Raw genomic sequence first — 25,922 nt, 5'->3', positions numbered from 1 at the left:
GTGGTAAGAAGGTCGCCGACGCTTCCCTTTTTTACACTGTCCGGTAATGACTAAAGGAAGGACCGGACCATGACTTTTCGCCATTGTGTGGCTGTCGATCTAGGCGCATCCAGCGGCCGCGTAATGCTGGCGAGCTACCATCGCGAGCAGCGCACCCTTCAGCTGCGCGAAATCCACCGTTTCGTGAACTGCCTGCAAAAACAGGACGGTTTTGACTGCTGGGATATCGACACTCTGGAAGCGGAGATCCGTACCGGGCTAAATAAGGTATGTGAAGAAGGCATTCACATCGACAGCATCGGGATCGACACCTGGGGCGTGGATTACGTCCTGCTGGACGGCAACGGTAACCGCGTCGGCCTGCCGGTCTCGTATCGCGATAGCCGCACCGACGGGGTGATGGCGCATGCGCTGGCGCAGCTCGGGAAAGCCGAAATCTATGGCCGCAGCGGCATTCAGTTTCTGCCGTTTAATACCCTGTATCAGCTGCGCGCCCTGGTGGAACAGCAGCCGGAGCTGGTGGCGAACGTCGCCCATGCCCTGCTGATCCCCGACTACTTCAGCTACCGTCTCACCGGCCAGATGAACTGGGAATATACCAACGCCACCACCACCCAGCTGGTAAACATCAATTCCGATTCCTGGGACGAGAACCTGCTCAACTGGACGGGTGCGTCGCGCGACTGGTTTGGCACCCCGACCCATCCGGGCAACGTGATCGGTCACTGGACATGCCCGCAGGAGAACGCTATCCCGGTGGTGGCCGTCGCCAGCCACGACACCGCCAGCGCGGTTATCGCCGCCCCGCTGGCCTCTCAGGATGCGGCCTATCTCTCCTCCGGCACCTGGTCGCTGATGGGCTTTGAGAGCAAAACGCCCTACACCAGCGATACCGCGCTGGCAGCGAATATTACCAACGAAGGCGGCGCCGAAGGCCGCTACCGGGTGCTGAAAAACATAATGGGCTTATGGCTGCTGCAGCGGGTGCTGAAAGAGCAACGCATCAGCGACCTGACCGCCCTGATCGGTGAGGCGGAAACCCTTCCGGCGTGCCGTTTCCTGATCAACCCCAATGACGATCGCTTTATCAACCCGGCCAATATGAGCACCGAGATCCAGGCCGCCTGCCGCGAGACCGCCCAGCCCGTACCGGAGAGCGCCGCCGACCTGGCGCGCTGCATCTTCGACAGCCTCGCCCTGCTGTATGCCGAGGTGCTGCACGAGCTGGCGACCCTGCGCGGCAAGCCGTTCAGCCAGTTGCACATTGTTGGCGGCGGTTGCCAGAACCATCTGCTCAACCAGCTGTGCGCCAACGCCTGCGGCATCACGGTGTTAGCCGGGCCGGTTGAGGCCTCCACCCTCGGCAATATTGGCATCCAGCTGGTGACCCTCGACGAGCTGGCCGACGTGGACCAGTTCCGACAGGTGGTGACCGGCAATTACGGCCTGACCACTTTTATCCCTCATCCCGATCATGAGATTGCCCGCTACCGCACGCAGTTTCAGCAACAACGACCGACTAAGGAGCTTTGCGCATGACCACTCAACTTGAACAAGCCTGGGAACTGGCTAAACAGCGTTTCGCCGCCGTGGGCGTGGATGTCGAGGAGGCTCTGCGTCAGCTCGACCGTCTGCCCGTCTCTATGCACTGCTGGCAGGGCGATGATGTCGCCGGGTTTGAGAACCCAGGCGGTGCGCTGACCGGCGGCATCCAGGCCACAGGTAACTATCCGGGCAAGGCGCGTAACGCCGCCGAGCTGCGGGCCGATCTGGAGCTGGCCCTGAGCCTGATCCCGGGGCCAAAACGCCTGAATCTGCACGCTATCTATCTGGAGTCCGACACGCCGGTCGATCGCAACGCCATCAAGCCGGAACACTTTAAGAACTGGGTCGAGTGGGCGAAAACCAACAAGCTGGGGCTGGATTTTAACCCCTCCTGCTTCTCGCATCCGTTGAGCGCCGACGGCTTTACCCTCGCCCACGCCGATGACGAAATTCGTCAGTTCTGGATCGACCACGTGAAGGCCAGCCGCCGCGTGTCGGCGTACTTTGGCGAGCAGCTGGGCACGCCATCGGTGATGAACATCTGGATCCCGGACGGGATGAAAGACATCACCGTGGACCGCCTCGCCCCGCGTCAGCGTCTGCTGGCGGCGCTGGATGAAGTGATTAGCGAAAAGCTGAACCCGGCGCACCACATCGACGCCGTGGAGAGCAAGCTGTTCGGCATTGGTGCCGAGAGCTACACCGTCGGCTCTAACGAATTCTACATGGGTTACGCCACCAGCCGTCAGACCGCGCTGTGCCTGGACGCCGGCCACTTCCATCCGACAGAAGTGATCTCCGACAAAATTTCAGCCGCCATGCTCTATGTGCCGCACCTGCTGCTGCACGTTAGCCGTCCGGTACGTTGGGACAGCGACCACGTGGTGCTGCTGGATGACGAAACCCAGGCCATCGCCAGCGAGATTATTCGCCATGACCTGTTCGACCGGGTGCACATCGGCCTCGACTTCTTTGATGCCTCCATCAACCGCATCGCGGCCTGGGTTATTGGTACCCGCAACATGAAGAAAGCCCTGCTGCGCGCCCTGCTGGAGCCAACCGCCGAACTGCGTGCGCTGGAAGCCGCGGGCGATTACACCGCGCGTCTGGCGCTGCTGGAGGAGCAAAAATCACTGCCATGGCAGGCGGTATGGGAGATGTACTGCCAGCGCAACGACGCCCCGGCAGGCAGCCAGTGGCTGGATAACGTCCGGGCGTATGAGAAAGAGATTTTGAGCCAACGCGGGTAAGACAACCCTCGTCCCTGCCCTCTCCCTGACAGAGCGGGATCACACCATTCCCTCGCCCCTTTGGGGAGAGGGTCAGGGTGAGGGGAAACCCCACCCCGATTTAACAGGAAATGAAAGACTATGCAGACCATTATCGACGCCTGGTTCGTCCAGGGCATGATTAAAGCCACCTCCGACGCCTGGCTGAAAGGCTGGGACGAGCGCAACGGCGGCAACCTGACGCTGCGCCTGGACGAGGCGGATATCGCCCCGTATGAAGCCGACTTCCACGCCAAACCGCGCTATATCGCCCTGAGCCAGCCGATGCCGCTGCTCGCCAATACGCCGTTTATCGTTACCGGTTCCGGCAAGTTCTTCCGCAACGTCCAGCTTGATCCCACCGCGAATTTAGGGGTGGTAAAAGTGGACAGCGACGGCGCGGGCTACCACATTCTTTGGGGGCTGACTGACGAAGCGGTGCCAACCTCTGAGTTGCCGTCCCACTTCCTCTCCCACTGTGAGCGTATCAAAGTCACCGGCGGGAAAGATCGCGTGATTATGCACTGCCACGCCACCAACCTGATTGCCCTGACCTTCGTGCTGGAGAACAACACCGACGTTATCACCCGTCAGTTGTGGGAAGGCAGCACCGAGTGTCTGGTGGTGTTCCCGGATGGCGTGGGCATTCTGCCGTGGATGGTACCCGGTACGGATGAAATCGGCGAAGCCACGGCGATTCAGATGCAAAAACACTCGCTGGTGCTGTGGCCGTTCCACGGCGTGTTCGGCAGCGGCCCGACGCTTGATGAAACCTTTGGTCTGATCGACACCGCCGAGAAGTCTGCCGAAGTGCTGGTAAAAGTCTATTCGATGGGTGGCATGAAGCAGACCATCACCCGGGAAGAACTGATTGCGCTGGGCAAACGCTTTGGCGTCAACCCGATGCAGTCCGCGTTAGATCTGTACAAATAAGAACATCGCGCCCCGCTCATTGAGACGGGGCGAAGCTACACCTGCAATCCCTACACAAATCACCTCATTAAGTGGAGTAAAAGCAATGAAAATAAAGACAAGCTTGATCCTCACCGTTGCCGCCCTGGCGTTGTCCGGTTCTGCTTTAGCTGAAGTTAAAATCGCCCTGGTGGCGAAATCGTTAGGTAATGGCTTCTTCGAAGCGGCAAACGTGGGTGCCCAGGAGGCAGCCAAAGAGTTAGGTGATGTTAAAGTGATCTATACCGGCCCAACCACCACCACCGCCGAAGCCCAGATCGAAGTGCTGAACGGGTTGATCGCGCAGGGGGTGGATGCGATCGCCATCTCCGCCAACGATCCTGATGCCGTGGTGCCGGTGCTGAAAAAAGCGATGCAGCGCGGGATCAAAGTGGTGTCGTGGGACTCCGGCGTGGCGAAAGCCGGGCGCCAGATCCACCTTAACCCTTCCAATAACGCGCTGATTGGCGAGACTAACGTCAAGCTGGCGGCCGAAGCGCTGAAAGCGCTGAACGTGGAAAAAGGCGATGTGGCGGTATTGAGTGCCACGCCGACCTCCACCAACCAGAACACCTGGATTGCCGAGATGAAAAAGGTGCTGCCACAGTACCCGTCCGTCAATCTGGTGACCGTGGCCTATGGCGACGATCTGTCGGATAAGAGCTACCGCGAAGCGGTCGGCCTGCTGAAAACCTACCCGGACCTGAAAGTGATCGTCTCTCCGTCGTCGGTCGGCATCGTGGCGGCAGCGCAGGCGGTGAAAGATCAGGGCAAGATCGGCAAAGTGTACGTGACCGGCCTCGGCCTGCCATCTGAAATGGCGGGCGCGGTGAAATCCGGTGCCAGCAAGAGCTTCGCCATCTGGAACCCGATCGACCTCGGTTATGCCGCGACTTACTTAGCGGATGATCTGGTGAAAGGCACGGCGACCAAAGAAGAAGCCAGCATGGGCAAACTGGGCAAAGTGAAGCTGGATGCCGACGGCAGCGGCGCAATGGCTGAGCCATTTGTTTACGATGCCAGCAACATTGATAAGTTCTCAAAAATCTTCTGATTCCTTTTCCCTCTCCCTGTGGGAGAGGGATACAAGTGGAGAACTATCATGACCCCATTACTGGCGCTCAATGGCATCACCAAGGTTTTCCCTGGTGTACGCGCGCTTGAGAACGTGCAGCTTGAACTTTGGCCCGGCAAAGTCACCGCTCTGATCGGTGAAAACGGCGCGGGCAAATCGACGCTGGTCAAAGTGATGACCGGCATCTACCAGCCCGACGAGGGCGAGATCCTCTACAAAGCCATTCCTATACAGCTGCCGACCCCCGACTCGGCGCATAAGGTGGGCATCACCGCGATTCACCAGGAGACCGTCCTGTTCGATGAGCTGTCGGTCACCGAAAACATTTTTGTCGGTCAGTATCTGTATAAAGGCATTTTCAAAAAGCTCGACTGGCCGGAAATGCACCGCCGGGCGCAGGCGATCCTCACCCGTCTGGAGGTGCAGATTGACCCCCGCGCGACGCTGAAAACCCTGAGCATCGCCCAGCGCCATATGGTCGCAATTGCCCGGGCGCTGTCGTTTGACGCGCAGGTCGTTATTCTCGACGAACCGACGGCGGCCCTGTCCCAGCACGAAATCCTTGAGTTCTATCAGATCGTGGAACGTTTAAAGCAGGAAGGGAAAGCGATCCTGTTTATCTCGCATAAATTCGACGAGATTTTTGAACTGGCCGATCACTACACCATTCTGCGCGACGGCGTGTTTGTCGGCGCGGGGGCCATCAATGACATCACCGAAGAGCGGATGGTGGCGATGATGGTAGGCCGCGCCATTACCCAGACCTTCCCGAAGGTGGAATGCGAAAAAGGCGATATCGTGCTCGAGGTGCAGGATCTCTGCCACCCGACCGAGTTCGCGAACATCACCTTTACCCTGCGCAAAGGTGAGATCCTCGGCTTCTACGGGCTGGTGGGCGCCGGGCGTACCGAGCTGATGCAGGCGCTCTCCGGCGTCTCGCGCCCTTCTTCCGGCAGCATTGTGCTGAACGGTAAAGAACAGCATTTCCGCCAGCCAGCGGATGCCATCAAAGCCGGGATCGTCTGCGTGCCTGAAGAGCGCCAGAAGCAGGGGGCGATTATCGAACTGTCGATTGCGCAGAACATCAGCCTGCCACAGCTCAACAAACTCAACGCCAACGGCGTGCTGAATGACGATCGCGAGTGGCAACTGGCAGACGAATATGCGAAGCGGCTGCAAGTAAAAGCCTTTAGCTGGAAACAGGCGGTCGAAACTCTCTCTGGCGGCAACCAGCAGAAAGTGGTGATCGGCAAGTGGCTGGCAACCCACCCGGACGTAATCATCCTCGATGAACCGACCAAAGGGATCGATATCGGCTCCAAAGCGGCGGTGCATCAGTTTATGTCCGAGCTGGTCGGCCAGGGGCTGGCGGTGATCATGGTCTCCTCCGAACTGCCGGAAGTGATGGGCATGGCTGACAGGATCATCGTCATGCATGAAGGGTTAATGGTGGCGGAATATCAGGCGGGGGGCGCAACGGCTGAAACCATCGTCAGCGCCGCCAGCGGTGCCAGACAGGAGGCCGCATAATGGTGCAACAGCTGCTTAAACACCGCGAGGCATTACTGGCGGCGGTGATTGTGCTGATGGTTATCGCCATCGGCACGCGTGCCCCGTCGTTTATCGCTCCGGGCAACCTGGTGGAGATATTTAACGACACCTCCATTCTGATCATTCTCGCCCTCGGGCAGATGATGGTGCTGCTCACCAAAGGCATTGACCTGTCGATGGCGGCAAACCTGGCGCTGACCGGGATGATTGTCGCCCTGATTAACTTCCATTACCCCGATGTGCCGGTCTGGGCGCTGCTGATCCTGGCGACCGCGCTGGGCCTGCTGATGGGTATCATCAACGGCCTTCTGGTATGGAAAATGGGCATTCCGGCGATTGTGGTGACGCTGGGCACCATGAGCATCTACCGCGGGATTATCTTTCTGCTCTCCGGCGGCGGCTGGGTGAACTCCAACCAGATGGGTGCCGATTTCCTCGGCCTGCCACGGGCATCGGTGCTGGGCTTGCCGGTGCTGAGCTGGTGCGCCATTGCCGCGTTGCTGCTGGTGGGCTATTTCCTGCGCTACAGCCGTACCGGGCGCGCACTGTACACCGCAGGCGGTAACGCCACGGCGGCTTATTACACCGGGATCAACGCCGGAAAAATGCAGTTCGTCAGCTTCTGCCTCTCCGGGGCCCTGGCCGGGTTCTGCGGCTATCTGTGGATCTCGCGCTTTGCGGTGGCCTATGTCGATGTGGCAAACGGCTTTGAGCTGCAGGTGGTAGCGGCCTGCGTCATCGGCGGCATCAGCACCATGGGCGGTACGGGCCGGGTGTTGGGGTGCCTGTGCGGGGCGCTGTTCCTCGGGGTGATCAACAACGCCCTGCCGGTGATTGGCGTGTCGCCGTTCTGGCAGATGGCCATCTCCGGGACGGTGATCGTGATTGCGGTGCTGCTCAATGAACGTGGCAACAAACGCAAAGGACGGCTGATCCTGCGCGATGCGGCGCTGGCTCGTCAGAAACAGGCGGTGAGATGATGAGTAAAATAATGACGTCTGAAGAGATTAAACATGCCCCCGCCCCGGCGGGCATCTTCCAGCGCCTGCTGTGCTGGGAAGGTTTTCTGCTGGCGGTAACGCTGGCGGTATTCGTGGGTAACGCCCTCGCCTCTCCTTACTTCCTCGATATCTGGAACCTGTCGGATGCAACGTTCAACTTTACCGAAAAAGCGATCATCGTATTGCCGATGGCAATGCTGATTATCGCCCGGGAAATTGATCTGTCGGTGGCCTCCACTATCGCCCTCAGCTCCACGGTGATGGGCTTTTGCGCGGCGGCCGGGCTGGATACACCGCTGCTGGTCTGCGTGGGCTTAGGCGTTGGGCTGCTGTGCGGGCTGTTCAACGGCCTGCTGGTGACCCGCTTTAACTTGTCCTCGATTGTGATCACCATCGGCACCATGAGCCTCTATCGCGGCATCACCTACATTCTGCTGGGCGACCAGGCGCTGAACACCTGGCCGGAGAGCTTCGCCTGGTTTGGTCAGGGGTATGTCTGGGGCGCGCTGTCGTTTGAGTTCGCGCTCTTTATCGTGCTGGCCATCCTGTTTGCCTTCTTGCTGCACAAGACCAACTTCGGGCGTCGCACCTACGCCATCGGCAATAACCCGACCGGGGCCTGGTATTCCGGCATCAACGTGAAGCGTCACAACCTGATCCTCTTTGCCCTGGTGGGGCTGATGGCCGGGCTGGCCTCGGTGCTGCTTACCTCGCGTCTGGGCAGTACCCGCCCGACCATTGCGATGGGCTGGGAGCTGGCGGTGGTGACCATGGCGGTGCTGGGCGGCGTCAATATTCTCGGCGGTTCCGGCAGCATGGTGGGCGTGATTATCGCCGCCTTCCTGATGGGATTGGTCACCTTTGGCCTGAGCCTGCTCAACGTGCCGGGCATTGTGATGTCAGTGATCATCGGCGCCATGCTGATTGTGGTGATCTCCCTGCCGATTATCACCCGCCGGATTATGCAGCGAAGACGGATGTAATTCCCTCACCCCTGCCCTCTCCCCAAAGGGGAGAGGGAGAAAAGCCGCACGGTGCAGCGCCCTCGCCCCTTTGGGCAGAGAGAGAAAGGCCGCACGGTGTAGTGCACTCGCCACTTCGGGCAGAGAGAGAAAGGCCGCACGGTGCAGCGCCCTCGCCCCTTTGGGCTGAGGGAGAAAGGCCGCACGGTGCAGCGCCCTCGCCCCTTTGGGCAGAGAGAGAAAGGCCGCACGGTGCAGCGCCCCCGCCCCTTTGGGCTGAGGGAGAAAGGCCGCACGGTGCAGTGCCTTCGCCCCTTTAGGCAGAGGGAGAAAGGCCGCACGGTGCAGTGCCCCCGCTCCTTTGGGCAGAGGGAGAAAGGCCGCACGGAACAGTCCCCTCCCCCCTTTGGGCAGAGGGAGAAAGGCCGCACGGAGCAGCGCCCTCGCCCCCTTTGGGCAGAGAGAGAAAGGCCGCACGGTGCAGTGCCCCGCCCTTTTGGGCAGAGGGAGAAAGGCCGCACGGAGCAGCGCCCTCGCCCCCTTTGGGCAGAGAGAGAAAGGCCGCACGGTGCAGCGCCCCCGCCCCTTTGGGCAGAGAGAAAGGCCGCACGGAGCAGCGCCCTCGCCCCCTTTAGGCAGAGGGAGAAAGGCCGCACGGTGCAGTGCCCTCGCCCCTTTGGGCAGAGAGAAAGGCCGCACGGTGCAGCGCCCTCGCCCCTTTGGGCAGAGAGAGAAAGGCCGCACGGTGCAGTGCCCCCGCCCCTTTGGGCAGAGGGAGAAAGGCCGCACGGAACAGTCCCCTCGCCCCTTTGGGGAGAGGGTTAGGGTGAGGGGCCCAGATTTGCAAAATCACCATTAAGGAGAATTATCATGAGCTTTATGTTGGCGCTGCCTAAAATCAGCCTGCACGGCGCAGGCGCAATCGGCGATATGGTTAAGCTGGTGGCAAACAAACAGTGGGGCACGGCGTTGATTGTCACCGACGGTCAGCTGGTAAAAATGGGCCTGCTCGACAGCCTGTTTACCGCCCTCGACGCGCAGCAGATGTCGTATCACCTGTTCGACGCGGTTTTCCCCAACCCGACCGAAGCGCTGGTGCAGCAGGGTTATGCCGCGTATCAGGATGCGCAGTGTGATTACATTATTGCCTTCGGCGGCGGCAGCCCGATCGATACCGCCAAAGCGATTAAAATTCTCACCGCCAACCCAGGCCCCTCTACCGCTTACTCCGGCGTCGGCAAAGTGATCAACGCGGGCGTGCCGCTGGTGGCGATCAACACCACCGCAGGCACGGCGGCAGAGATGACCAGCAACGCGGTCATTATCGACGCCGAACGGCAGGTCAAAGAGGTGATTATCGACCCGAACATCATCCCGGATATCGCCGTGGATGACGCCAGCGTAATGCTCGACATTCCGGCTGCCGTGACGGCTGCCACCGGGATGGACGCCCTGACCCACGCCATCGAAGCCTATGTCTCCGTTGGTGCGCACCCGCTGACTGACGCCAACGCCCTGGAGTCCATTCGCCTGATCGCCCACTGGCTGCCGGAAGCGGTAGACAACGGGCATAACCTGGAGGCGCGCGAGCAGATGGCCTTCGGCCAGTATCTGGCGGGTATGGCCTTTAACAGCGCCGGGCTTGGGCTGGTGCACGCCCTCGCCCACCAGCCGGGGGCAACGCACAACCTGCCGCACGGCGTGTGCAATGCCATCCTGCTGCCGATTATCGAAAACTTTAACCGTCCGAACGCCGTGGCACGGTTTGCCCGCGTGGCGCAGGCGATGGGCGTCGATACCCGCGGCATGAGTGATGAAGCCGCAAGCATGTCGGCCATTCAGGCGATTCGTGACCTGAGCGCCCGCGTCGGTATTCCTTCTGGTTTCGGCAAGCTTGGCGTCACCAAAGCCGACATCGAAGGCTGGCTCGACAAAGCCCTCGCCGACCCGTGCGCCCCCTGCAACCCGCGCAGCGCCAGCCGTGACGAGGTGCGCGAACTCTATCTGGAGGCATTATGATCCGCAAAGCCTTTGTGATGCAGGTAAACCCTGACGCACACGAGGAGTATGAACGTCGCCACAACCCGATCTGGCCCGAGCTGGAAGCGTTGCTGAAAGACCACGGCGCGCACAACTACGCCATTTATCTGGATAAATCCCGCAACCTGCTGTTCGCCACGGTGGAGATCGAATCGGAAGAGCGCTGGAACGCGGTAGCGAATACCGACGTTTGCCAGCGCTGGTGGAAATATATGGGGGAGGTGATGCCGTCTAACCCGGACAACAGCCCGGTGAGTACCGGGCTGCAAGAGGTGTTTTACCTGGCCTGATGTGTTAACGCTGCCGCGCTCGCGGCAGCGATATCCCGCTTATTGCTCAACGTAAAGGCTGACAACACCGTCACCGCCAGTACAAAACAGCCCAGCATCAGATAGGTATCCTGGAAGCCGATCCGGTCATACATATTCCCGGCAAACGCGGAGAGGAAAATCGCCGCCAGCTGTTTGGCAAAGTTGAAACCAATCAGGTAGATGGTCGCAGACAGGCGAGTATCGAACACGCCGGTAATGTATTTGAACGCCCCCACCAGCAGGAATGGCACTTCCAGCGCGTGCAGCATCTTCAGGGCCACCACTTCGACGGCAGTGGTCGCAAATGACGAACCAATGATACGCGTCGCCATGATCACCCCGGCAATCAGCAACGTATTTTTTGCGCCAATGCGGTTAATGATCCACGGCGAGCAGAACATGATGATGGCGTTGCAGATCTCCCCGGCGGTGGTCGCAAAGCCGAATGCCCGCGTGCCTTCCTCCGGCGTGGCGAAGAAGGTTTTAAAGAACGTGGCGAACTGCTGATCGAAGACGTCGTACACACAGGCCACGCCAATCACGTACAAAATGAACATCCACATTTTGCGCTGGCGGAACAGGTTAAACACGGTTCTGGCGGTGATCTGCGGCTGGTTTGCACCGAGGGCGTTCATCACCTGGGCGGTCTGGTTAGGCTTCGGTTTTGCCACCACCAACAGCACCATCAACACCAGCGCCGCCGCGGAACCCATCCAGAACACATAGGAGGGATCAATCCCGAACAGGATCCCGCCCGTTGAGGCGCACAGCCCCCAGCCGAGACAGCCAAACATTCGCGCCTTGCCATATTCAAAGAAGCTGTTGCGGCTCACGCGCTCAATGTAGGCCTCAATCGCGCCCGACCCTGCCGAGAAGACGAAGCCGATATAGATCCCACCGCTCAGCGCCCCGAGCCAGATATTGGTCTTCAGCAGCGGAGCAAAGACGTAGAGGAAGAACGGCGCGAACAGAAACAGCAGTACCGCGATGATCCACAGCAGGTGTTTTTTCAGCCCCAGCTTGTCCGACACCACCCCCAGCACGGGCTGGAACGAGATGGCAAACAGCGAGATGCATGAGAAAACGATCCCGGTATGGGTTTTATTCAGGCCGATGATGTCCGACAGCCAGATCGGCAGGAACGGAAAGCAGGTGGCCATGATGAAGAAGTAGAGAAAGAAGAACGATCCGAAGATCCAGAAGTTCGGGTTGTCTTTGTGGGTACAGGTGGTCGTATTCATTATTTTTATCCTCAACACAGGGCCGGTTGCCCGGCCCATTACCCTTATACGCGTTCAACGCCAATCAGGATGGCAGTTTCCGGGTCCAGAACCGGCAGGGCAAGCCCCGCCTGCATCAGCCATTCGCCGCTCACCGTCTGCGGGGATTCCATCCACGCCGGCAGTTTGCGCATGGTGTGCCCCCCCTCACCGGTCAGGCGAATATTGGGGTGATCGAGCAGCGTGATGCGGTACTGCGCGCTGGCTGTCAGCCCCGGCATACGCAGCGGCATCATCAGAGTGTAATCAGGCATTGCCAACTGGCTGACAATGAACAGCCCCTGACGCTGGTCCTGACTCACTATCCCCTGCGCCAGCGTGGTGCTGTCGGGCATATCCACCCGCCACTGGGTGCCGTGGTGGATCACCTCGCGCCACTGCTTATGCAGGGCCGCATAGTGCCGGTAGCCTTCGCGCTCCTGCTCATCCACGGCGAGAGGATCCAGCTCCAGCCCCATATGGCCAAACAGCGCCGTCAGGCCACGGAAGGCGATACTGTGCTGGCGGAAGGTGGCATGGCATTTATGATGACCGATATGTGCGCCCATCACCTCCGGCGGGAAGAAGTAGCTCATGCCACGCTGGATAGTGTTGCGTTCCAGCGCGTCATTGTTATCCGATGCCCAGAAGCGATGGCAGCGGGTCAGGACTTCATAATCGATACGCCCGCCGCCGGAAGAGCAGGATTCAAATTCCACATGGGGGAAGCGTTCGCCCAGGGTATCCAGCAGGCGGTAGAACTGTCGGGTCTGGGCATCGGCAGCGGCTTTGCCGTTATGGCCCGGCTGCACCAGCTCACGATTCATGTCCCACTTCACATAGTCCACCGCGTGCTCACCCAGCAGCCAGCTCATGCGCTCCAGCAGATAATTGAAGGCAGCAGGAATGTTGAGGTTCAGCACCCACTGGTGGCGGCCAGTGGCCTGCTCATAACCCGGTAAGGCCAGCACCCAGTCCGGGTGAGCGCGGTACAGATCGGAGTTGGGATTAATCATCTCCGGCTCGACCCAGATGCCAAACTCCATACCGAGGCTTTTGACGTGATTAATCACCGGCGTTAAGCCGTTGGGGTATTTCTGCTCGTCGAGATACCAGTCGCCCAGCGCCGCATGGTCGTCATTGCGCCCTTTAAACCAGCCATCATCGATGATAAAGCGCTCCACGCCCAGCGAGGCCGCTTCGTCTGCCATCCGCATGATGTACTCAGGATCGTGGTTAAAGTAGATCCCCTCCCAGGTATTGAGGTGTACCGGGCGCGGTTTGTTCTCCGGGAAGCGAATGATGTTGTCACGCAGATAGCGGTGGAACTGCTGGCTCATGCCGTTCAGCCCCTGGGCGGAGTAGCTGGCGTAAAGGCGTGGCGTCCACAGCGTTTCGCCCTCCTCCACCGCCATTTCACCCGGCAGATAGAGCGCTTCGGCCTGCAAATAACGACGGCCATCGGTTTTGGCCTCCGCGCGCAGACGATGGTTGCCGCTCCAGCCCAGATGGACGCCCCAGACGTCACCGTGCATTTCGCTAAAGCCCGGCGTGCCGCTGATCAGCGCCGGGAAATGCTCATGGGAGCTGCGGCCGCGGCGGTTTTCAATCACAAAGCTATCGTGCTCCAGCAGCAGGCGATGCGGCTGGAATTCGCGGATCCAGCGGCCATGAAACGCCATAACTTCGCGGGCACGTTCCGCCAGTGGCAGGGTGACGGCCAGGCGGTCAACCTGCCACGGCTGGCTTTTGAGATTGGTCAGGCCGTGGCGAATCGCCAGTACGCCGCTGTCATCGAGGGCGATCTCACTGGTCAGACGCAGGCCAGCCTGGTCATCTTCGGCGGTGAGGGTCAGGGTTTGTCCCTGCTGCGATACCGCGACGGTACGGAACTGCGGCGAGCCATCCCGTCCCTGGCGGTGGCCTTCAATGCCCGGCGCGCCGAACAGACCGTGACTGAGTTCAGCCATAAGCGTGACCGGCGAATCAACATCCAGTCTGCCGTTGGCAATCGGGCGGGAAAGCGTTTCCGCATCCTGCGGCGAAAAGTGGCGAAGGTGCGGCCCCCAGTAAAGAATTTCGGCGAACGGATGGGTTTTGATCACCACATCAACCGTTTCGCTCGCGAGTCGTAATACTGCCTCTTGCATCGGACATCTCCTGTCATCGGGATATCCTGAGTGTTGATCCGAAACGTTTCGGATACAAACCAAAACGTTTCGGATTTGTGATCGGGTTTAGATATTGGGGAAATTTATGCCGTCTGGCCCGGCGAGAATTCTGGCTGCCACAGCACCTGAAGCTGGCTGATTTCTTCGCCGTTAATCAGCTGAAGGACCATATCGGCGATCTGCTTGCCCACCCCCTGGCGGGTGGACTGGATCACCGCCGCCACGTCGATATCGACAATGCTGTCCTGCGGCAGGCCATCGTAAACTACCAGCGCAACGGCATCCTCGCCTGTTAAGCGCCCCATCTGCGCCAGCGCCATTGCGGCGCCGTCGCCATGGGTGTTGCAATCAGTGACGATCGCCGTGGGGGCGACATCCAGCGCCAGCAGTTCCTGCGTGGTGGTGTAACCCGCCCGGCGTGAAGGAGGCATGGTGCGCAGCCATTCGCTGGAAAGGCCCGCTTCTTTCAGGGCGTCGAGGTAGCCCTGACGGCGCTGGGTAATAAACGCCTGATTGTTGCTCTCACCCAGCAGCGCAATACGCTGATGCCCGCCCTCGATTAAGCGCCGGGTTGCGTTGAAGGTGCCCGCATAGTTGTCGAAATCGAACCAGGCGTAGGGCTTTGGCAGATGGCTGCGGCCCAGTGCCAGGAAGGGGAATCCGGCGGCCTGCAGTTGCTCGAGGCGCGGATCGTTATCCAGGGTATGGGCCACGATCAGCGCATCCACACGGCGGCTTTGCACCATGCGCATGTAGCTGTGTTTGTCGGCCAGATCGTCATCGGCAATCAACAGCAGATCGATCTCATGTTGCGCCAGTTCGTGGCTAATTTCGCCGACCATGTCCATAAAGACGCTGTTATTGAGCGGAACGGGATGCACCGGAAAGACCAGTCCCACGGCGTCGATTTTGCCCATCTTCAAACGGCGGGCAAAGGTGTTCGGGCGATAGCCGCGGCGCTGCGCTTCGGCTTCCACGCGGGCGCGCGTCTCGCTGGAAACGTCAAAATAGCCGTTGAGGGCGCGGCTCACCGTCGTTACCGACAGTCCCAGTTCTTTAGCAATGGCTTTAAGCGACATGATTATCCGTGTCTTCGTGTGTCAGTTTTGTTCCGCCACCATAAGCGCCAGGGTATCTGGCTCAAGCGCTTTGAAGAGATGCGGCTGGTCGGCAGGATAGCAAATATAGTCTCCAATCCCGAGCGCTTCCGGTGCGTCGGTGAGACCAACCAGCGCCTTTCCCTTCATGATGACAATATGCTCAACCGAACCCGGCGGGTGCGGATGGGAAATACGGTCAGCCCCGGGCTGCGCCATCAGGATATAGATATCGCGTCGCGCACCCGGCGGACAGGCCGCCAGTAAAATGGCCTCATAGTTGGCCTGTTCAGCAATGACTTTCGTCCCTTCGCCAAGGCGGATCACCTGGGTAGTGGGCTGTTGCGGTTCGAGCAAACGGGCAAAAGGGATATCCAGCGCCACGCACAGCGACCATAAGGTTTCGAGGCTAGGATTACCATTCCCGGACTCCAGCTGGGAAAGGGTGGATTTGGCGATCCCGGCACGGCGAGCGATTTCCGCCAGTGAAAGCCCGGTCCGCATGCGCTCCCGCACCAGACTTTTAGCGATTACGCTGATTGGCTGCGTCATAATGAGTCTCGTGTTCTATAAAACGAACGAATCGTTCATCTTGATAAACGAATGTGATGCGTTCATTATAATGGATACTCGTTCGATATGGCTAAATATGTATGAAACAGACTTTCTCTTGTCTTAACGGCGACACCATCAAGGCGATTATTCTCGTGTGTCTGGCGGTGGGCGTTGTGGGGATGTCCTACGGCTCGCTGGCGATGGCGTATGGCTTCCCGCTGTGGGTGCCCTTTGTGCTCTCCATTTCGGTGCTGGCAGGTGCATCGGAATTTATGTTTATCGGCATCGTCGCCAGCGGGGGCAATCCCCTTGCCGCAGCGGCGGCCGGGCTGCTGGTTAACGCCCGCCATGTGCCGTTTGGCGTAACGGTGCGCGATCTGGTGGGTAAACGCGGCGCCAGCTTGCTGGGCTGCCACATCATGAATGACGAAAGCGTGGTGTTTGGCCTGTCGCAAAAAACGCCGGAACAGCGTACAGCAGCCTACTGGCTCTGCGGTCTGGGAGTCGCCATCATCTGGCCGCTGGGCACACTACTGGGGGCGATGGTCGGCAAACTGCTGCCGGAGCCGGAAACCATCGGGCTGGATGCGGTGTTCCCGGCCATTTTACTGGCCTTAGTCGTCCCCGCCTTTAAGAACCGCACAACGCTTATCCGCGCCTGTAGCGGTGCTGCGCTGTCGCTGGCCGCCGTGCCCTTTGCACCAGTGGGGCTGCCGGTGCTGCTCTCTCTGCTTGGCCTCGCGGCGAGGAAAAAATAATGGAAAACATGACCGTTTTTATTCTCGGCATCGCCCTGCTGTCGGCGGGCACCTACCTGATGCGTCTCGGCGGAGCCAAACTGGGCAGCCGGTTAGCGTTGTCTGAACGCGCCCAGGCCCTGCTGTCGGATGCAGCAACGGTGCTGCTGTTTTCAGTGGCGCTGGCGACCACCTTCTATGAAGGGGAACATTTTGCCGGGATGGCGCGTGTGCTGGGTGTGGCCTTTGCGGTGTTTCTGGCCTGGCGCAAGGTGCCGTTGATTGGGGTGATCGTCGCGGCAGCCGTGGTGACGGCCTTGCTGCGTCTGGCAGGTATAAATTAAAAAAGCGCCCCGGGGGCGCTCTTTCGACAAAAACGTTGCTTTTATTTGTTCAGTTCAGCGGTCATGTGTACACGGTTACCGGCGAAAGCCTGAGTAATAGTGTAAGAAGACGCGCCTGCCTGTTCAGCCTGAGCGGCGATTTTGGCTTCTGCGCCATCAATGGTGCTGGCGGATGCGGTAACAGACTGCGCTGCGAAAGAACCGAAAGACGTTGCCAGAGCGATTACTGCTACAAAAGTTTTGATGCTTTTCATGATAGAGACCCTTGCGATTAGTTGTTGGTGTAAGGCGCCGTGCCTTGATGTGATAAATAATAGGCCTCATCACCGACAACTGAAAGCGGAAGGATTTGCTAAAAGAATTCAAATTTATTGAACAATATTCAACCGCTGTGGGTGGGTATAGATCGTGGCTTTTCCCGGCTTGCAGAATCCCACCAGCGTCAGGTTGCAACGCTCGGCCACTTCCACTGCCAGCGTGGTGGCGGCAGATACCGCAAACAGGATCTCGACCCCGCACATGGCCGCCTTTTGCACCATCTCGTAGCTGGCCCGGCTGGAGACCAGCGCAGCCCCCTGCTGCCAGACGGCACTCTCTCCCGCGCGGCGGCCCAGCAGTTTATCCAGCGCCACATGGCGTCCGACATCTTCATGCCCGCCTGCGATCTCGCCCGACGGTAATACCCAGGCGGCGGCGTGGGTGCAGCCGCTCAGATTGCCGACCGGCTGTACCGCGTGAAGGTTGTTCAGCGCCATATCAAGGTTCGCCAGGCTGAAGGTCTGGCTAAAAGGCAACGGGGTGATGGGTTTGCCAATGTCGTTCAACTGCTCCACACCGCACACACCGCAGCCGGTGCGTCCGGCCAGCGCGCGGCGGCGCTCTTTAAGGGCCATAAAGCGACGGCTGGAGAGTTCAATTTGCACCTCCATGCCGTTGCAGACCTGCACCACATCCATCCCGTAAATCTCCTGCGGGTGGTCGATAATGCCCTCAGAGAGTGAAAAACCGATGGCAAAGAGCGTCAGATCTTTTGGCGACGCCATCATTACGACGTGCGAGATACCGTTGTAGACCAGCGCCACGGGCACCTCTTGCGCAATCCAGTCCGGGATGGGTTGGTTGAGTTGAGGGGGTCTGCGTACCTCGCACGCCACGACGCCGACGGGCTGGGAGGAGGTATCTCGGATTTGTTTTGGCACGACTTCGTTCCTGGGCAACTTCGCAATTAAGGGGGCTATTGCAGCATAAATAGCAGCGGTTCGCCCCAGAGATGGATCAATTTTTCGTCCGGGCGTCCGTAGACCGGTTTTACCTCCTGGGGAGGAGGAGATCGAATGAGTTGATACAGTCTTGTAACACACAAAATCAATAACGTGATTTAGTTCACATTTCTAAATTAGCAAGCTTAGAATTCGTTCACTTTGTTTTAACTACATTCAAACAAGCCTACCGACAATGTGGTATTCTGTGCCCTATCCCTCAAGGAATTGTGGGAATACAAAATTCCAACCCTTTGCGGTTATTTTGTAACCGTAAAGTAAAACTCTAAATACCCAAATAACACGTGTTGCAGGCAAGCAGCAAAACGCGCCTGCGGCTCGCCTTATTAAGGTAGCAATGTCGAAACAAGGAGTGACCATGCAGGTCAGCAGAAGGCAGTTCTTTAAGATCTGCGCTGGCGGTATGGCAGGCACCACGGCGGCGGCACTGGGCTTTGCGCCCGGCGTAGCGCTGGCGGAAACTCGGCAGTACAAACTGCTGCGCACCCGCGAAACCCGTAACACCTGTACGTACTGCTCTGTCGGCTGTGGGCTGTTGATGTATAGCCTCGGCGACGGTGCAAAAAACGCCAAAGCATCTATCTTCCATATCGAAGGTGACCCGGATCATCCGGTTAACCGCGGGGCGCTTTGTCCGAAAGGGGCAGGTCTGGTGGACTTCATTCACTCGGAAAGCCGCCTGAAATTCCCGGAATATCGCGCGCCAGGCTCTGACAAATGGCAACAAATCAGTTGGGAAGAGGCGTTCGATCGCATCGCTAAACTGATGAAAGAAGACCGCGATGCCAACTTTATGGCGCAGAACGCAGAAGGCACCACCGTTAACCGCTGGCTCTCCACCGGTATGCTGTGTGCCTCTGCTTCCAGTAACGAAACCGGCTATTTAACCCAGAAGTTTACGCGCGCACTCGGTATGCTCGCGGTCGACAACCAGGCGCGTGTCTGACACGGACCAACGGTAGCAAGTCTTGCTCCAACATTTGGTCGCGGTGCGATGACCAACCACTGGGTCGACATCAAAAACGCCAACCTCATTGTGGTGATGGGCGGTAACGCCGCTGAAGCGCACCCTGTCGGGTTCCGCTGGGCGATGGAAGCCAAAATCCACAACGGTGCGAAACTGATTGTGATCGATCCCCGCTTTACGCGTACTGCGTCAGTGGCGGATTTCTACACCCCTATTCGTTCAGGTACTGACATCACTTTCCTGTCAGGCGTACTGCTGTACCTGATGACCAACGAAAAATACAACCGCGAATACACCGAAGCCTATACCAACGCCAGCCTGATCGTGCGTGAGGATTACCACTTCGAAGATGGCCTGTTCAGCGGTTACGACGCCGAAAAACGCAAATACGACAAAACCAGCTGGAACTACGAGCTGGATGAGAAAGGCTTTGCGAAACGCGACACCACTCTGCAACACCCGCGCTGCGTGTGGAACCTGCTGAAAGAGCACGTTTCCCGCTATACGCCGGAGGTGGTGGAAAACATCTGTGGGACGCCGAAAGCCGACTTCCTGAAGGTGTGCGAGATGATCGCTGAAACCAGCGTTCACGATAAAACCGCGTCGTTCCTGTATGCCCTCGGCTGGACGCAGCACTCTATCGGCGCGCAGAACATCCGTACCATGGCGATGGTTCAGCTGTTGCTCGGCAACATGGGGATGGCGGGCGGCGGCGTGAACGCCCTGCGCGGTCACTCCAACATCCAGGGTCTGACCGATCTCGGCCTGCTGTCGCAAAGCCTGACCGGTTATATGAACCTGCCAAGCGAAAAACAGACCGACCTGCAAACCTACCTGACGGCCAGCACGCCAAAACCGCTGCTCGAAGGCCAGGTGAACTACTGGGGCAACTATCCGAAGTTCTTCGTCTCAATGATGAAGGCCTTCTTCGGTGACAAAGCGACGGCGGAAAACAGCTGGGGCTTTGACTGGCTGCCGAAGTGGGACAAGGGCTACGACGTTCTGCAGTATTTCGAGATGATGCACCAGGGCCAGGTTAACGGCTATATCTGCCAGGGCTTTAACCCGGTGGCGTCATTCCCGAACAAGAACAAGGTTGTCGCCTCTCTGTCGAAACTGAAGTTCCTGGTCACCATTGACCCGCTCAATACCGAGACCTCGACCTTCTGGCAGAACCACGGTGAGTCGAACGACGTCGATCCGTCGAAGATTCAGACCGAAGTGTTCCGTCTGCCGTCCACCTGCTTCGCGGAAGAAAACGGTTCTATCGTCAACTCTGGCCGCTGGCTGCAGTGGCACTGGAAGGGCGCGGACGCCCCGGGCATCGCCATGAACGACGGCGAGATCCTGGCCGGAATCTTCTTACGCCTGCGTAAGATGTACGCCTCTCAAGGCGGCGCGAACCCGGAACCGGTGCTGAACATGACCTGGAACTACTCGACGCCGGAGAACCCATCCCCGGAAGAAGTGGCGATGGAGAGCAACGGTAAGGCGCTGGCGGATGTTATCGACCCGGCTACCGGTGTTGTTCTGGCGAAGAAAGGCGATCAGCTCAGCACCTTCGCGCACCTGCGTGATGACGGTACCACCTCCAGCGGCTGCTGGATCTTTGCCGGAAGCTGGACGCCGAAAGGCAACCAGATGGCCAACCGCGATAATGCCGACCCGTCAGGGCTGGGCAATACGCTGGGCTGGGCATGGTCCTGGCCGCTGAACCGCCGCATTCTTTATAACCGTGCGTCTGCTGACCCGCAGGGCAACCCGTGGGATCCGAAGCGTCAGCTGCTGAAGTGGGACGGCGCGAAATGGGGTGGCGTGGATATTCCTGACTACAGCACCGCGCCTCCGGGCAGCGATGTCGGGCCGTTTATCATGCAGCCTGAAGGGATGGGACGTCTGTTTGCTATCGACAAGATGGCGGAAGGGCCGTTCCCGGAACACTACGAGCCGTTTGAAACGCCGCTGGGCACCAACCCGCTGCACCCGAACGTGGTCTCTAACCCGGCTGCCCGTATCTTTAAAGGCGACTTTGAAGCGCTGGGTAAAAAGGACAAGTTCCCGTATGTCGGCACCACCTACCGTCTGACCGAGCACTTCCACTACTGGACCAAGCACGCGCTGCTTAACGCCATCGCGCAGCCGGAACAGTTCGTGGAGATCGGCGAGAAGCTGGCGAACAAGCTCGGCATTGCCCATGGCGATACCGTGAAGGTCTCTTCCAACCGCGGCTACATCAAAGCCAAGGCGGTAGTGACCAAGCGTATTCGCACGCTGAACGTAAACGGTCAGCAGGTAGATACCATCGGCATCCCGATTCACTGGGGTTACGAGGGCGTGGCGAAGAAAGGGTTCATTGCGAACACCCTGACGCCATTCGTTGGTGATGCGAACACGCAGACGCCGGAGTTTAAGGCCTTCCTCGTGAACGTGGAAAAGGTGTAACGGAGACGACTTATGGCTTATCAATCGCAAGACATTATTCGTCGTTCCGCGACTAACAGTTTCACCCCCGCGCCTCAGGCGCGGGACCACCAGCAGGAAGTGGCGAAGCTTATCGACGTGACCACCTGTATCGGCTGTAAAGCCTGTCAGGTGGCCTGTTCGGAGTGGAACGACATTCGTGACGAAGTGGGTCACAACGTCGGGGTGTACGATAACCCTGCCGATCTGACCGCTAAGTCCTGGACGGTGATGCGCTTCTCGGAAGTGGAACAGAACGACAAGCTGGAGTGGCTGATCCGCAAAGATGGCTGTATGCACTGTGCGGACCCGGGCTGCCTGAAGGCCTGCCCGTCTGAAGGGGCAATCATTCAGTACGCTAACGGCATTGTCGACTTCCAGTCTGAGCAGTGCATCGGCTGCGGCTACTGCATTGCGGGCTGTCCATTCGACGTGCCGCGCCTGAACCCGGAAGACAACCGCGTCTACAAATGTACGCTGTGCGTCGACCGTGTGAATGTCGGCCAGGAGCCAGCCTGCGTGAAGACCTGTCCAACCGGCGCCATTCATTTTGGCTCCAAAGAGGACATGAAAACGCTGGCGGGCGAACGCGTCGCTGAGCTGAAAACCCGCGGTTACGACAACGCTGGCCTGTACGATCCGGCCGGGGTTGGCGGTACGCACGTGATGTACGTGCTGCACCACGCCGACAAGCCGAATCTGTATCACGGCCTGCCGGAGAACCCGGAAATCAGCGCCACGGTTAAGTTCTGGAAAGGCATCTGGAAGCCGCTGGCCGCCGTCGGTTTTGCCGCGACGTTCGCTGCAAGTATCTTCCACTACGTCGGCGTTGGTCCAAACCGCGCGGAAGAGGAAGACGACAACCTGCATGAAGAGAAAGACGAGGTGCGCAAATGAAAAGACGTGACACCATCGTGCGCTACACGGCGCCGGAACGTATCAACCACTGGGTCACCGCCTTCTGCTTCATGCTGGCGGCGATAAGCGGGCTGGGGTTCTTCTTCCCCTCCTTCAACTGGCTGATGCAGATCCTCGGTACGCCGCAGCTGGCGCGCATCCTCCACCCGTTCGTTGGGGTGGTGATGTTCGCCTCGTTCATCATCATGTTTTTCCGTTACTGGCACCACAACCTAATCAATCGGGATGATATCTTTTGGGCGAAGAATATTCGTAAGATCGTCGTCAACGAGGAAGTAGGTGATACCGGACGCTATAACTTCGGCCAGAAATGCGTATTCTGGGCGGCGATTATCTTCCTGGTGCTGTTGCTGGTCAGTGGTGTGATCATCTGGCGTCCGTACTTTGCGCCTGCTTTCTCAATCCCGGTGATCCGATTTGCGTTAATGCTGCATTCATTTGCCGCAGTGGCGTTAATTGTGGTTATCATGGTGCATATCTACGCCGCCCTCTGGGTGAAAGGCACCATTACCGCGATGGTGGAAGGCTGGGTTACTAAGACGTGGGCGAAGAAACATCACCCGCGCTGGTACCGTGAAGTCCGCCAGAAACAGGAAAAGTCATCTGAATGAGTATTCGCATAATCCCGCAAGATGAGCTGGGTTCGAGCGAGAAACGCACGGCGGAAGTGATTCCGCCGCTACTGTTCCCCAGACTGAAAAACCTCTACAACCGCCGCGCTGAACGCCTGCGCGAGCTGGCTGAGAACAACCCGCTTGGCGATTATCTGCGCTTTGCCGGGCTGATCGCCCATGCCCAGGAAGTGGTGCTGTACGACCATCCGTTGCAGATGGACCTGACCGCGCGCATCAAAGAAGCGAACGCTCAGGGCAAACCACCGCTGGATATCCACGTCCTGCCGCGGGATAAGCACTGGCACAAGCTGCTGAATTCGCTGATTGCCGAGCTAAAGCCCGAGATGAGCGGCCCTGCCCTGGCGGTGATCGAGAATCTCGAGAAAGCCTCTGAGCAGGAGCTGGAGCAGATGGCGAGCGCGCTCTTTGCGTCCGATTTTGCGTCAGTCAGCAGCGATAAAGCGCCCTTTATCTGGGCCGCCCTGTCGCTCTACTGGGCGCAAATGGCCAGCCTGATCCCAGGCAAAGCCCGCGCAGAATACGGCGAAGCACGCCAGTTCTGCCCGGTGTGCGGTTCGATGCCGGTCTCCAGCATGGTGCAAATCGGGACAACCCAGGGGCTGCGCTATCTGCACTGCAACCTGTGCGAAACCGAGTGGCACGTAGTGCGCATCAAATGCAGCAACTGCGAGCAGACCCGCGATCTGCACTACTGGTCGCTGGAGAACGAGCAGTCTGCGGTGAAAGCCGAAAGCTGCGGCGACTGCGGCACCTACCTGAAGATCCTGTACCAGGAAAAAGACCCGAAAGTGGAGGCCGTCGCTGACGATCTCGCTACCCTGATTCTGGATGCAAAAATGGAGCAGGAGGGCTTTGCCCGTAGCTCTATTAACCCGTTCCTGTTCCCGGGTGAAGGGGAGTAATTCCCTGTGATAATGCCGGGCGGCGTGAGCTTGCCCGGCTTGTCAATCCCAAACCCCCTCCGTTTCTGGACATCACAACCGCTTGACATAGCGCTATTTTTTTCAGAATTCATTTAGCCGCTAAACGTAGAAAACCCTCTTTTAGTACGTCACTATCCCTGCAACAAAACATTACATTATGTAAGGGAAAGTGTTGGAAATGGAATTCCGGCTATTACGATTACGGATTAAGAGAACCGTCTTTTTCATCTGCGTGCTTCTCAGTCTTTCATCAACGGCTGTCGCGGCACCGGCCGATGCGCAATTTATCCTTCAGCAGCAACGCCAGCAGGCGCTGGAAGCCCAGCTAACGCCTCAAACGCCCGACGTTCGTCTGCCCTCTCCCGCTAATAGTGAAGATAGCGGTGAATTCGCAGCCGAAACGCCCTGCTTCACGATTCATGACGTCACGCTGTCTGGACAGGATGCGTTCCCCCACTGGGTGCCGCTGCAGCGCATGGCGAATCAGGTTGTGGGTAAATGCCTGGGTGCTAAAGGCATCAACCGCGTCATGAGCCTGCTGCAAAACCGCCTTATCTCCCACGGCTGGACGACGGCACGCGTGCTGGCTCCTGCGCAGGATTTAAAAAGCGGGCATTTAGCGCTGGCGGTTATTCCGGGGAAGATCCGCCAGGTCTCGTTAACCGACGACAGTAGCCGCTGGCTATGGCTGTACAGCGCCTTCCCGGCGCACGACGGCAACCTGCTGGACCTGCGGGACATCGAGCAGGGTCTGGAGAACCTTCAGCGCCTGCCTACCGCTCAGGTCAAGATGGACATCATTCCGGCCGAACAGCCGGGCGAAAGCGATATCGTGATTACTCGCCAGCAGAGCAAGTTCTGGCGGCTTGGCCTGTCGCTTGATGATTCAGGCACCTCATCCACGGGCCGCTATCAGGGCGGGATGACGCTTTCGCTGGATAACCCCCTGGCGCTGAGCGATCTCTTCTGGTTCTCCATTAACCACGACCTCCAGACCGGGCCGGAAAAAGGCAATCAGAACCTCAGCGCCCACTGGTCCGTTCCTGTGGGCTGGTGGGCATTTTCCGTCACCGGCAGCGACTATCACTATCACCAGTCCGTCGCCGGGCTAAACGGCGACATTCGCTACAGCGGGAAAAGCCAGAGCCTGGTGGCGCAGGCCAGCCGGGTGCTGCACCGCAGCAGCGCGCAGAAAACCACGTTCACCTGGGACGTCGAAAGCCGGACAACGAAAAACTACATCAACGACACCGAAGTGGAGGTGCAGCGCCGCCACGTCTCCTCCTGGAAGGCCGGGCTTCAGCATCGCCACTATATCGGCCCCGCCACGCTCGATGCGGGCATCAGCTATCAGCGCGGCACGCGTTGGTTTGGCGCGCAGCCTGCCCCTGAAGAGACGTTCGATGAAGCCACCGCGTTAGGCCGCATTCTTCGCACCCATGCACGCCTGAGCCTGCCGTTTGAACTGGGCACGCAGCGCTTGCGCTACGACGTGGCATGGCAGCGTCAGACCAGCAACACGCCGCTCACCTCGCAGGATCAGTTTTCCATCGGCGGGCGCTGGACGGTACGCGGCTTTGACGGCGAACGTACGCTTAGCGCCGATCGCGGCTGGCTGGTGCGCAACGATCTCTCCTGGCAGACCCCGCTTGCCGGCACCGAGTTCTATCTGGCCGCCGACTACGGCGAGGTTGCCGGCAAGGGGACGGAATACCTGACGGGCAACCATTTGGCCGGTGGTGCCGCGGGCCTGCGCGGCGCCCTCTGGAAAGTGGGATACGACGCCTTCGCGGGCGTGCCCTTCTCCCGCCCCGACGGCTTCAAAACCAGCCCGGCGACCTTCGGCTTCAACCTGAATATGGATTTCTGAGT

The 25,922-nt window shown here is 58.9% G+C and carries 22 protein-coding genes; 16 read left to right on the top strand and 6 right to left on the bottom strand.

Annotated elements, in window-relative coordinates:
• Positions 1-69: 69 nt before the first annotated feature.
• The 9 genes from rhaB (at position 70) to rhaM (ending at position 10,683) form a co-directional block, all read left to right on the top strand.
• Positions 70-1,539, top strand: a complete 1,470-nt coding sequence (rhaB, locus tag ABIE02_RS21285; protein ID WP_150872736.1) for a rhamnulokinase — start codon at positions 70-72, stop codon at positions 1,537-1,539.
• A complete protein-coding gene (rhaA, locus tag ABIE02_RS21280) occupies positions 1,536-2,795 on the top strand; it encodes an L-rhamnose isomerase (protein WP_032615326.1) in 1,260 nt (419 codons plus the stop codon). Before rhaB ends, rhaA begins: the two co-directional genes overlap by 4 nt.
• A gap of 120 nt (positions 2,796-2,915) precedes the next feature.
• Positions 2,916-3,746 carry a rhamnulose-1-phosphate aldolase gene (rhaD, locus tag ABIE02_RS21275; protein ID WP_059306948.1) on the top strand — a complete coding sequence of 277 codons (831 nt, stop codon included), beginning with the start codon at positions 2,916-2,918 and terminating at the stop codon, positions 3,744-3,746.
• An 85-nt stretch (positions 3,747-3,831) separates the two neighbouring features.
• Positions 3,832-4,818: a rhamnose ABC transporter substrate-binding protein gene (gene rhaS / locus ABIE02_RS21270; protein WP_032615332.1), complete on the top strand. Its 987-nt coding sequence runs from the start codon at positions 3,832-3,834 to the stop codon at positions 4,816-4,818.
• A gap of 48 nt (positions 4,819-4,866) precedes the next feature.
• Positions 4,867-6,369 (top strand): sugar ABC transporter ATP-binding protein, encoded by a 1,503-nt coding sequence (locus ABIE02_RS21265; RefSeq protein ID WP_059306947.1) that lies wholly within the window; start codon positions 4,867-4,869, stop codon positions 6,367-6,369.
• Complete coding sequence (locus ABIE02_RS21260) at positions 6,369-7,370, top strand: ABC transporter permease (RefSeq protein WP_059306946.1); 1,002 nt, start codon at positions 6,369-6,371, stop codon at positions 7,368-7,370. The genes ABIE02_RS21265 and ABIE02_RS21260 overlap by 1 nt, the downstream gene beginning before the upstream one ends.
• Positions 7,370-8,374, top strand: a complete 1,005-nt coding sequence (locus tag ABIE02_RS21255) for an ABC transporter permease (protein WP_150872880.1) — start codon at positions 7,370-7,372, stop codon at positions 8,372-8,374. The genes ABIE02_RS21260 and ABIE02_RS21255 overlap by 1 nt, the downstream gene beginning before the upstream one ends.
• An 849-nt stretch (positions 8,375-9,223) precedes the next feature.
• Positions 9,224-10,372, top strand: coding sequence for a lactaldehyde reductase (gene fucO / locus ABIE02_RS21250; RefSeq protein WP_150872738.1), 1,149 nt, complete (start codon positions 9,224-9,226; stop codon positions 10,370-10,372).
• Positions 10,369-10,683, top strand: coding sequence for an L-rhamnose mutarotase (gene rhaM / locus ABIE02_RS21245; RefSeq protein WP_150872741.1), 315 nt, complete (start codon positions 10,369-10,371; stop codon positions 10,681-10,683). Before fucO ends, rhaM begins: the two co-directional genes overlap by 4 nt.
• On the opposite strand, the gene ABIE02_RS21240 is transcribed toward rhaM, so the two are convergent.
• The 4 genes from ABIE02_RS21240 to ABIE02_RS21225 all read right to left on the bottom strand — a co-directional run bounded on the left by ABIE02_RS21240 (position 10,671) and on the right by ABIE02_RS21225 (position 15,783).
• Positions 10,671-11,945, bottom strand: coding sequence for an MFS transporter (locus tag ABIE02_RS21240; protein WP_032615342.1), 1,275 nt, complete (start codon positions 11,943-11,945; stop codon positions 10,671-10,673). The genes rhaM and ABIE02_RS21240 overlap by 13 nt on opposite strands.
• 44 nt (positions 11,946-11,989) lie before the next feature.
• Positions 11,990-14,113, bottom strand: coding sequence for an alpha-galactosidase (locus tag ABIE02_RS21235; RefSeq protein WP_032615344.1), 2,124 nt, complete (start codon positions 14,111-14,113; stop codon positions 11,990-11,992).
• A gap of 104 nt (positions 14,114-14,217) precedes the next feature.
• Positions 14,218-15,213, bottom strand: a complete 996-nt coding sequence (locus ABIE02_RS21230; protein WP_032615346.1) for a substrate-binding domain-containing protein — start codon at positions 15,211-15,213, stop codon at positions 14,218-14,220.
• 21 nt (positions 15,214-15,234) lie between these two features.
• The gene (locus ABIE02_RS21225; protein WP_032615348.1) at positions 15,235-15,783 is read right to left on the bottom strand and encodes a helix-turn-helix domain-containing protein; all 549 of its coding nucleotides are present in this window, start codon (positions 15,781-15,783) and stop codon (positions 15,235-15,237) included.
• A gap of 101 nt (positions 15,784-15,884) precedes the next feature.
• On the opposite strand from ABIE02_RS21225, the gene ABIE02_RS21220 reads away from it, so the two are divergent.
• Together ABIE02_RS21220 and ABIE02_RS21215 are read left to right on the top strand one after the other, a co-directional pair.
• Positions 15,885-16,544 (top strand): AzlC family ABC transporter permease, encoded by a 660-nt coding sequence (locus tag ABIE02_RS21220; protein WP_223610555.1) that lies wholly within the window; start codon positions 15,885-15,887, stop codon positions 16,542-16,544.
• Positions 16,544-16,867 (top strand): AzlD domain-containing protein, encoded by a 324-nt coding sequence (locus tag ABIE02_RS21215; RefSeq protein WP_059306944.1) that lies wholly within the window; start codon positions 16,544-16,546, stop codon positions 16,865-16,867. Before ABIE02_RS21220 ends, ABIE02_RS21215 begins: the two co-directional genes overlap by 1 nt.
• 41 nt (positions 16,868-16,908) lie before the next feature.
• Here ABIE02_RS21215 and ABIE02_RS21210 read toward each other — a convergent pair whose 3' ends face one another.
• Positions 16,909-17,121, bottom strand: a complete 213-nt coding sequence (locus ABIE02_RS21210; RefSeq protein ID WP_032615353.1) for a DUF1471 domain-containing protein — start codon at positions 17,119-17,121, stop codon at positions 16,909-16,911.
• A 114-nt stretch (positions 17,122-17,235) separates the two neighbouring features.
• Complete coding sequence (gene fdhD, locus ABIE02_RS21205; RefSeq protein ID WP_262658166.1) at positions 17,236-18,021, bottom strand: formate dehydrogenase accessory sulfurtransferase FdhD; 786 nt, start codon at positions 18,019-18,021, stop codon at positions 17,236-17,238.
• A gap of 484 nt (positions 18,022-18,505) precedes the next feature.
• Between fdhD and fdnG the strand changes: the two genes are divergently transcribed.
• From fdnG to ABIE02_RS21180, 5 genes are all read left to right on the top strand, one after another.
• Positions 18,506-21,556, top strand: a complete 3,051-nt coding sequence (gene fdnG / locus ABIE02_RS21200) for a formate dehydrogenase-N subunit alpha (RefSeq protein WP_114144803.1) — start codon at positions 18,506-18,508, stop codon at positions 21,554-21,556.
• Between the two features lie 12 nt (positions 21,557-21,568).
• Positions 21,569-22,471, top strand: a complete 903-nt coding sequence (fdxH, locus tag ABIE02_RS21195) for a formate dehydrogenase subunit beta (protein ID WP_077226895.1) — start codon at positions 21,569-21,571, stop codon at positions 22,469-22,471.
• Positions 22,468-23,103: a formate dehydrogenase cytochrome b556 subunit gene (gene fdoI / locus ABIE02_RS21190; protein WP_032615363.1), complete on the top strand. Its 636-nt coding sequence runs from the start codon at positions 22,468-22,470 to the stop codon at positions 23,101-23,103. Before fdxH ends, fdoI begins: the two co-directional genes overlap by 4 nt.
• Complete coding sequence (gene fdhE / locus ABIE02_RS21185; protein ID WP_059306941.1) at positions 23,100-24,029, top strand: formate dehydrogenase accessory protein FdhE; 930 nt, start codon at positions 23,100-23,102, stop codon at positions 24,027-24,029. The genes fdoI and fdhE overlap by 4 nt, the downstream gene beginning before the upstream one ends.
• A gap of 199 nt (positions 24,030-24,228) precedes the next feature.
• Positions 24,229-25,920 (top strand): ShlB/FhaC/HecB family hemolysin secretion/activation protein, encoded by a 1,692-nt coding sequence (locus ABIE02_RS21180; RefSeq protein WP_336995151.1) that lies wholly within the window; start codon positions 24,229-24,231, stop codon positions 25,918-25,920.
• Positions 25,921-25,922: the final 2 nt, after the last annotated feature.

It is taken from the genome of Leclercia sp. 1548, assembly GCF_050435045.1.
GTDB classification, from domain to species: Bacteria; Pseudomonadota; Gammaproteobacteria; order Enterobacterales; family Enterobacteriaceae; genus Enterobacter; species Enterobacter adecarboxylatus.
Note: the sequence above shows the minus strand (reverse complement) of the source record. Positions and strands in the feature narration are given on the sequence as shown.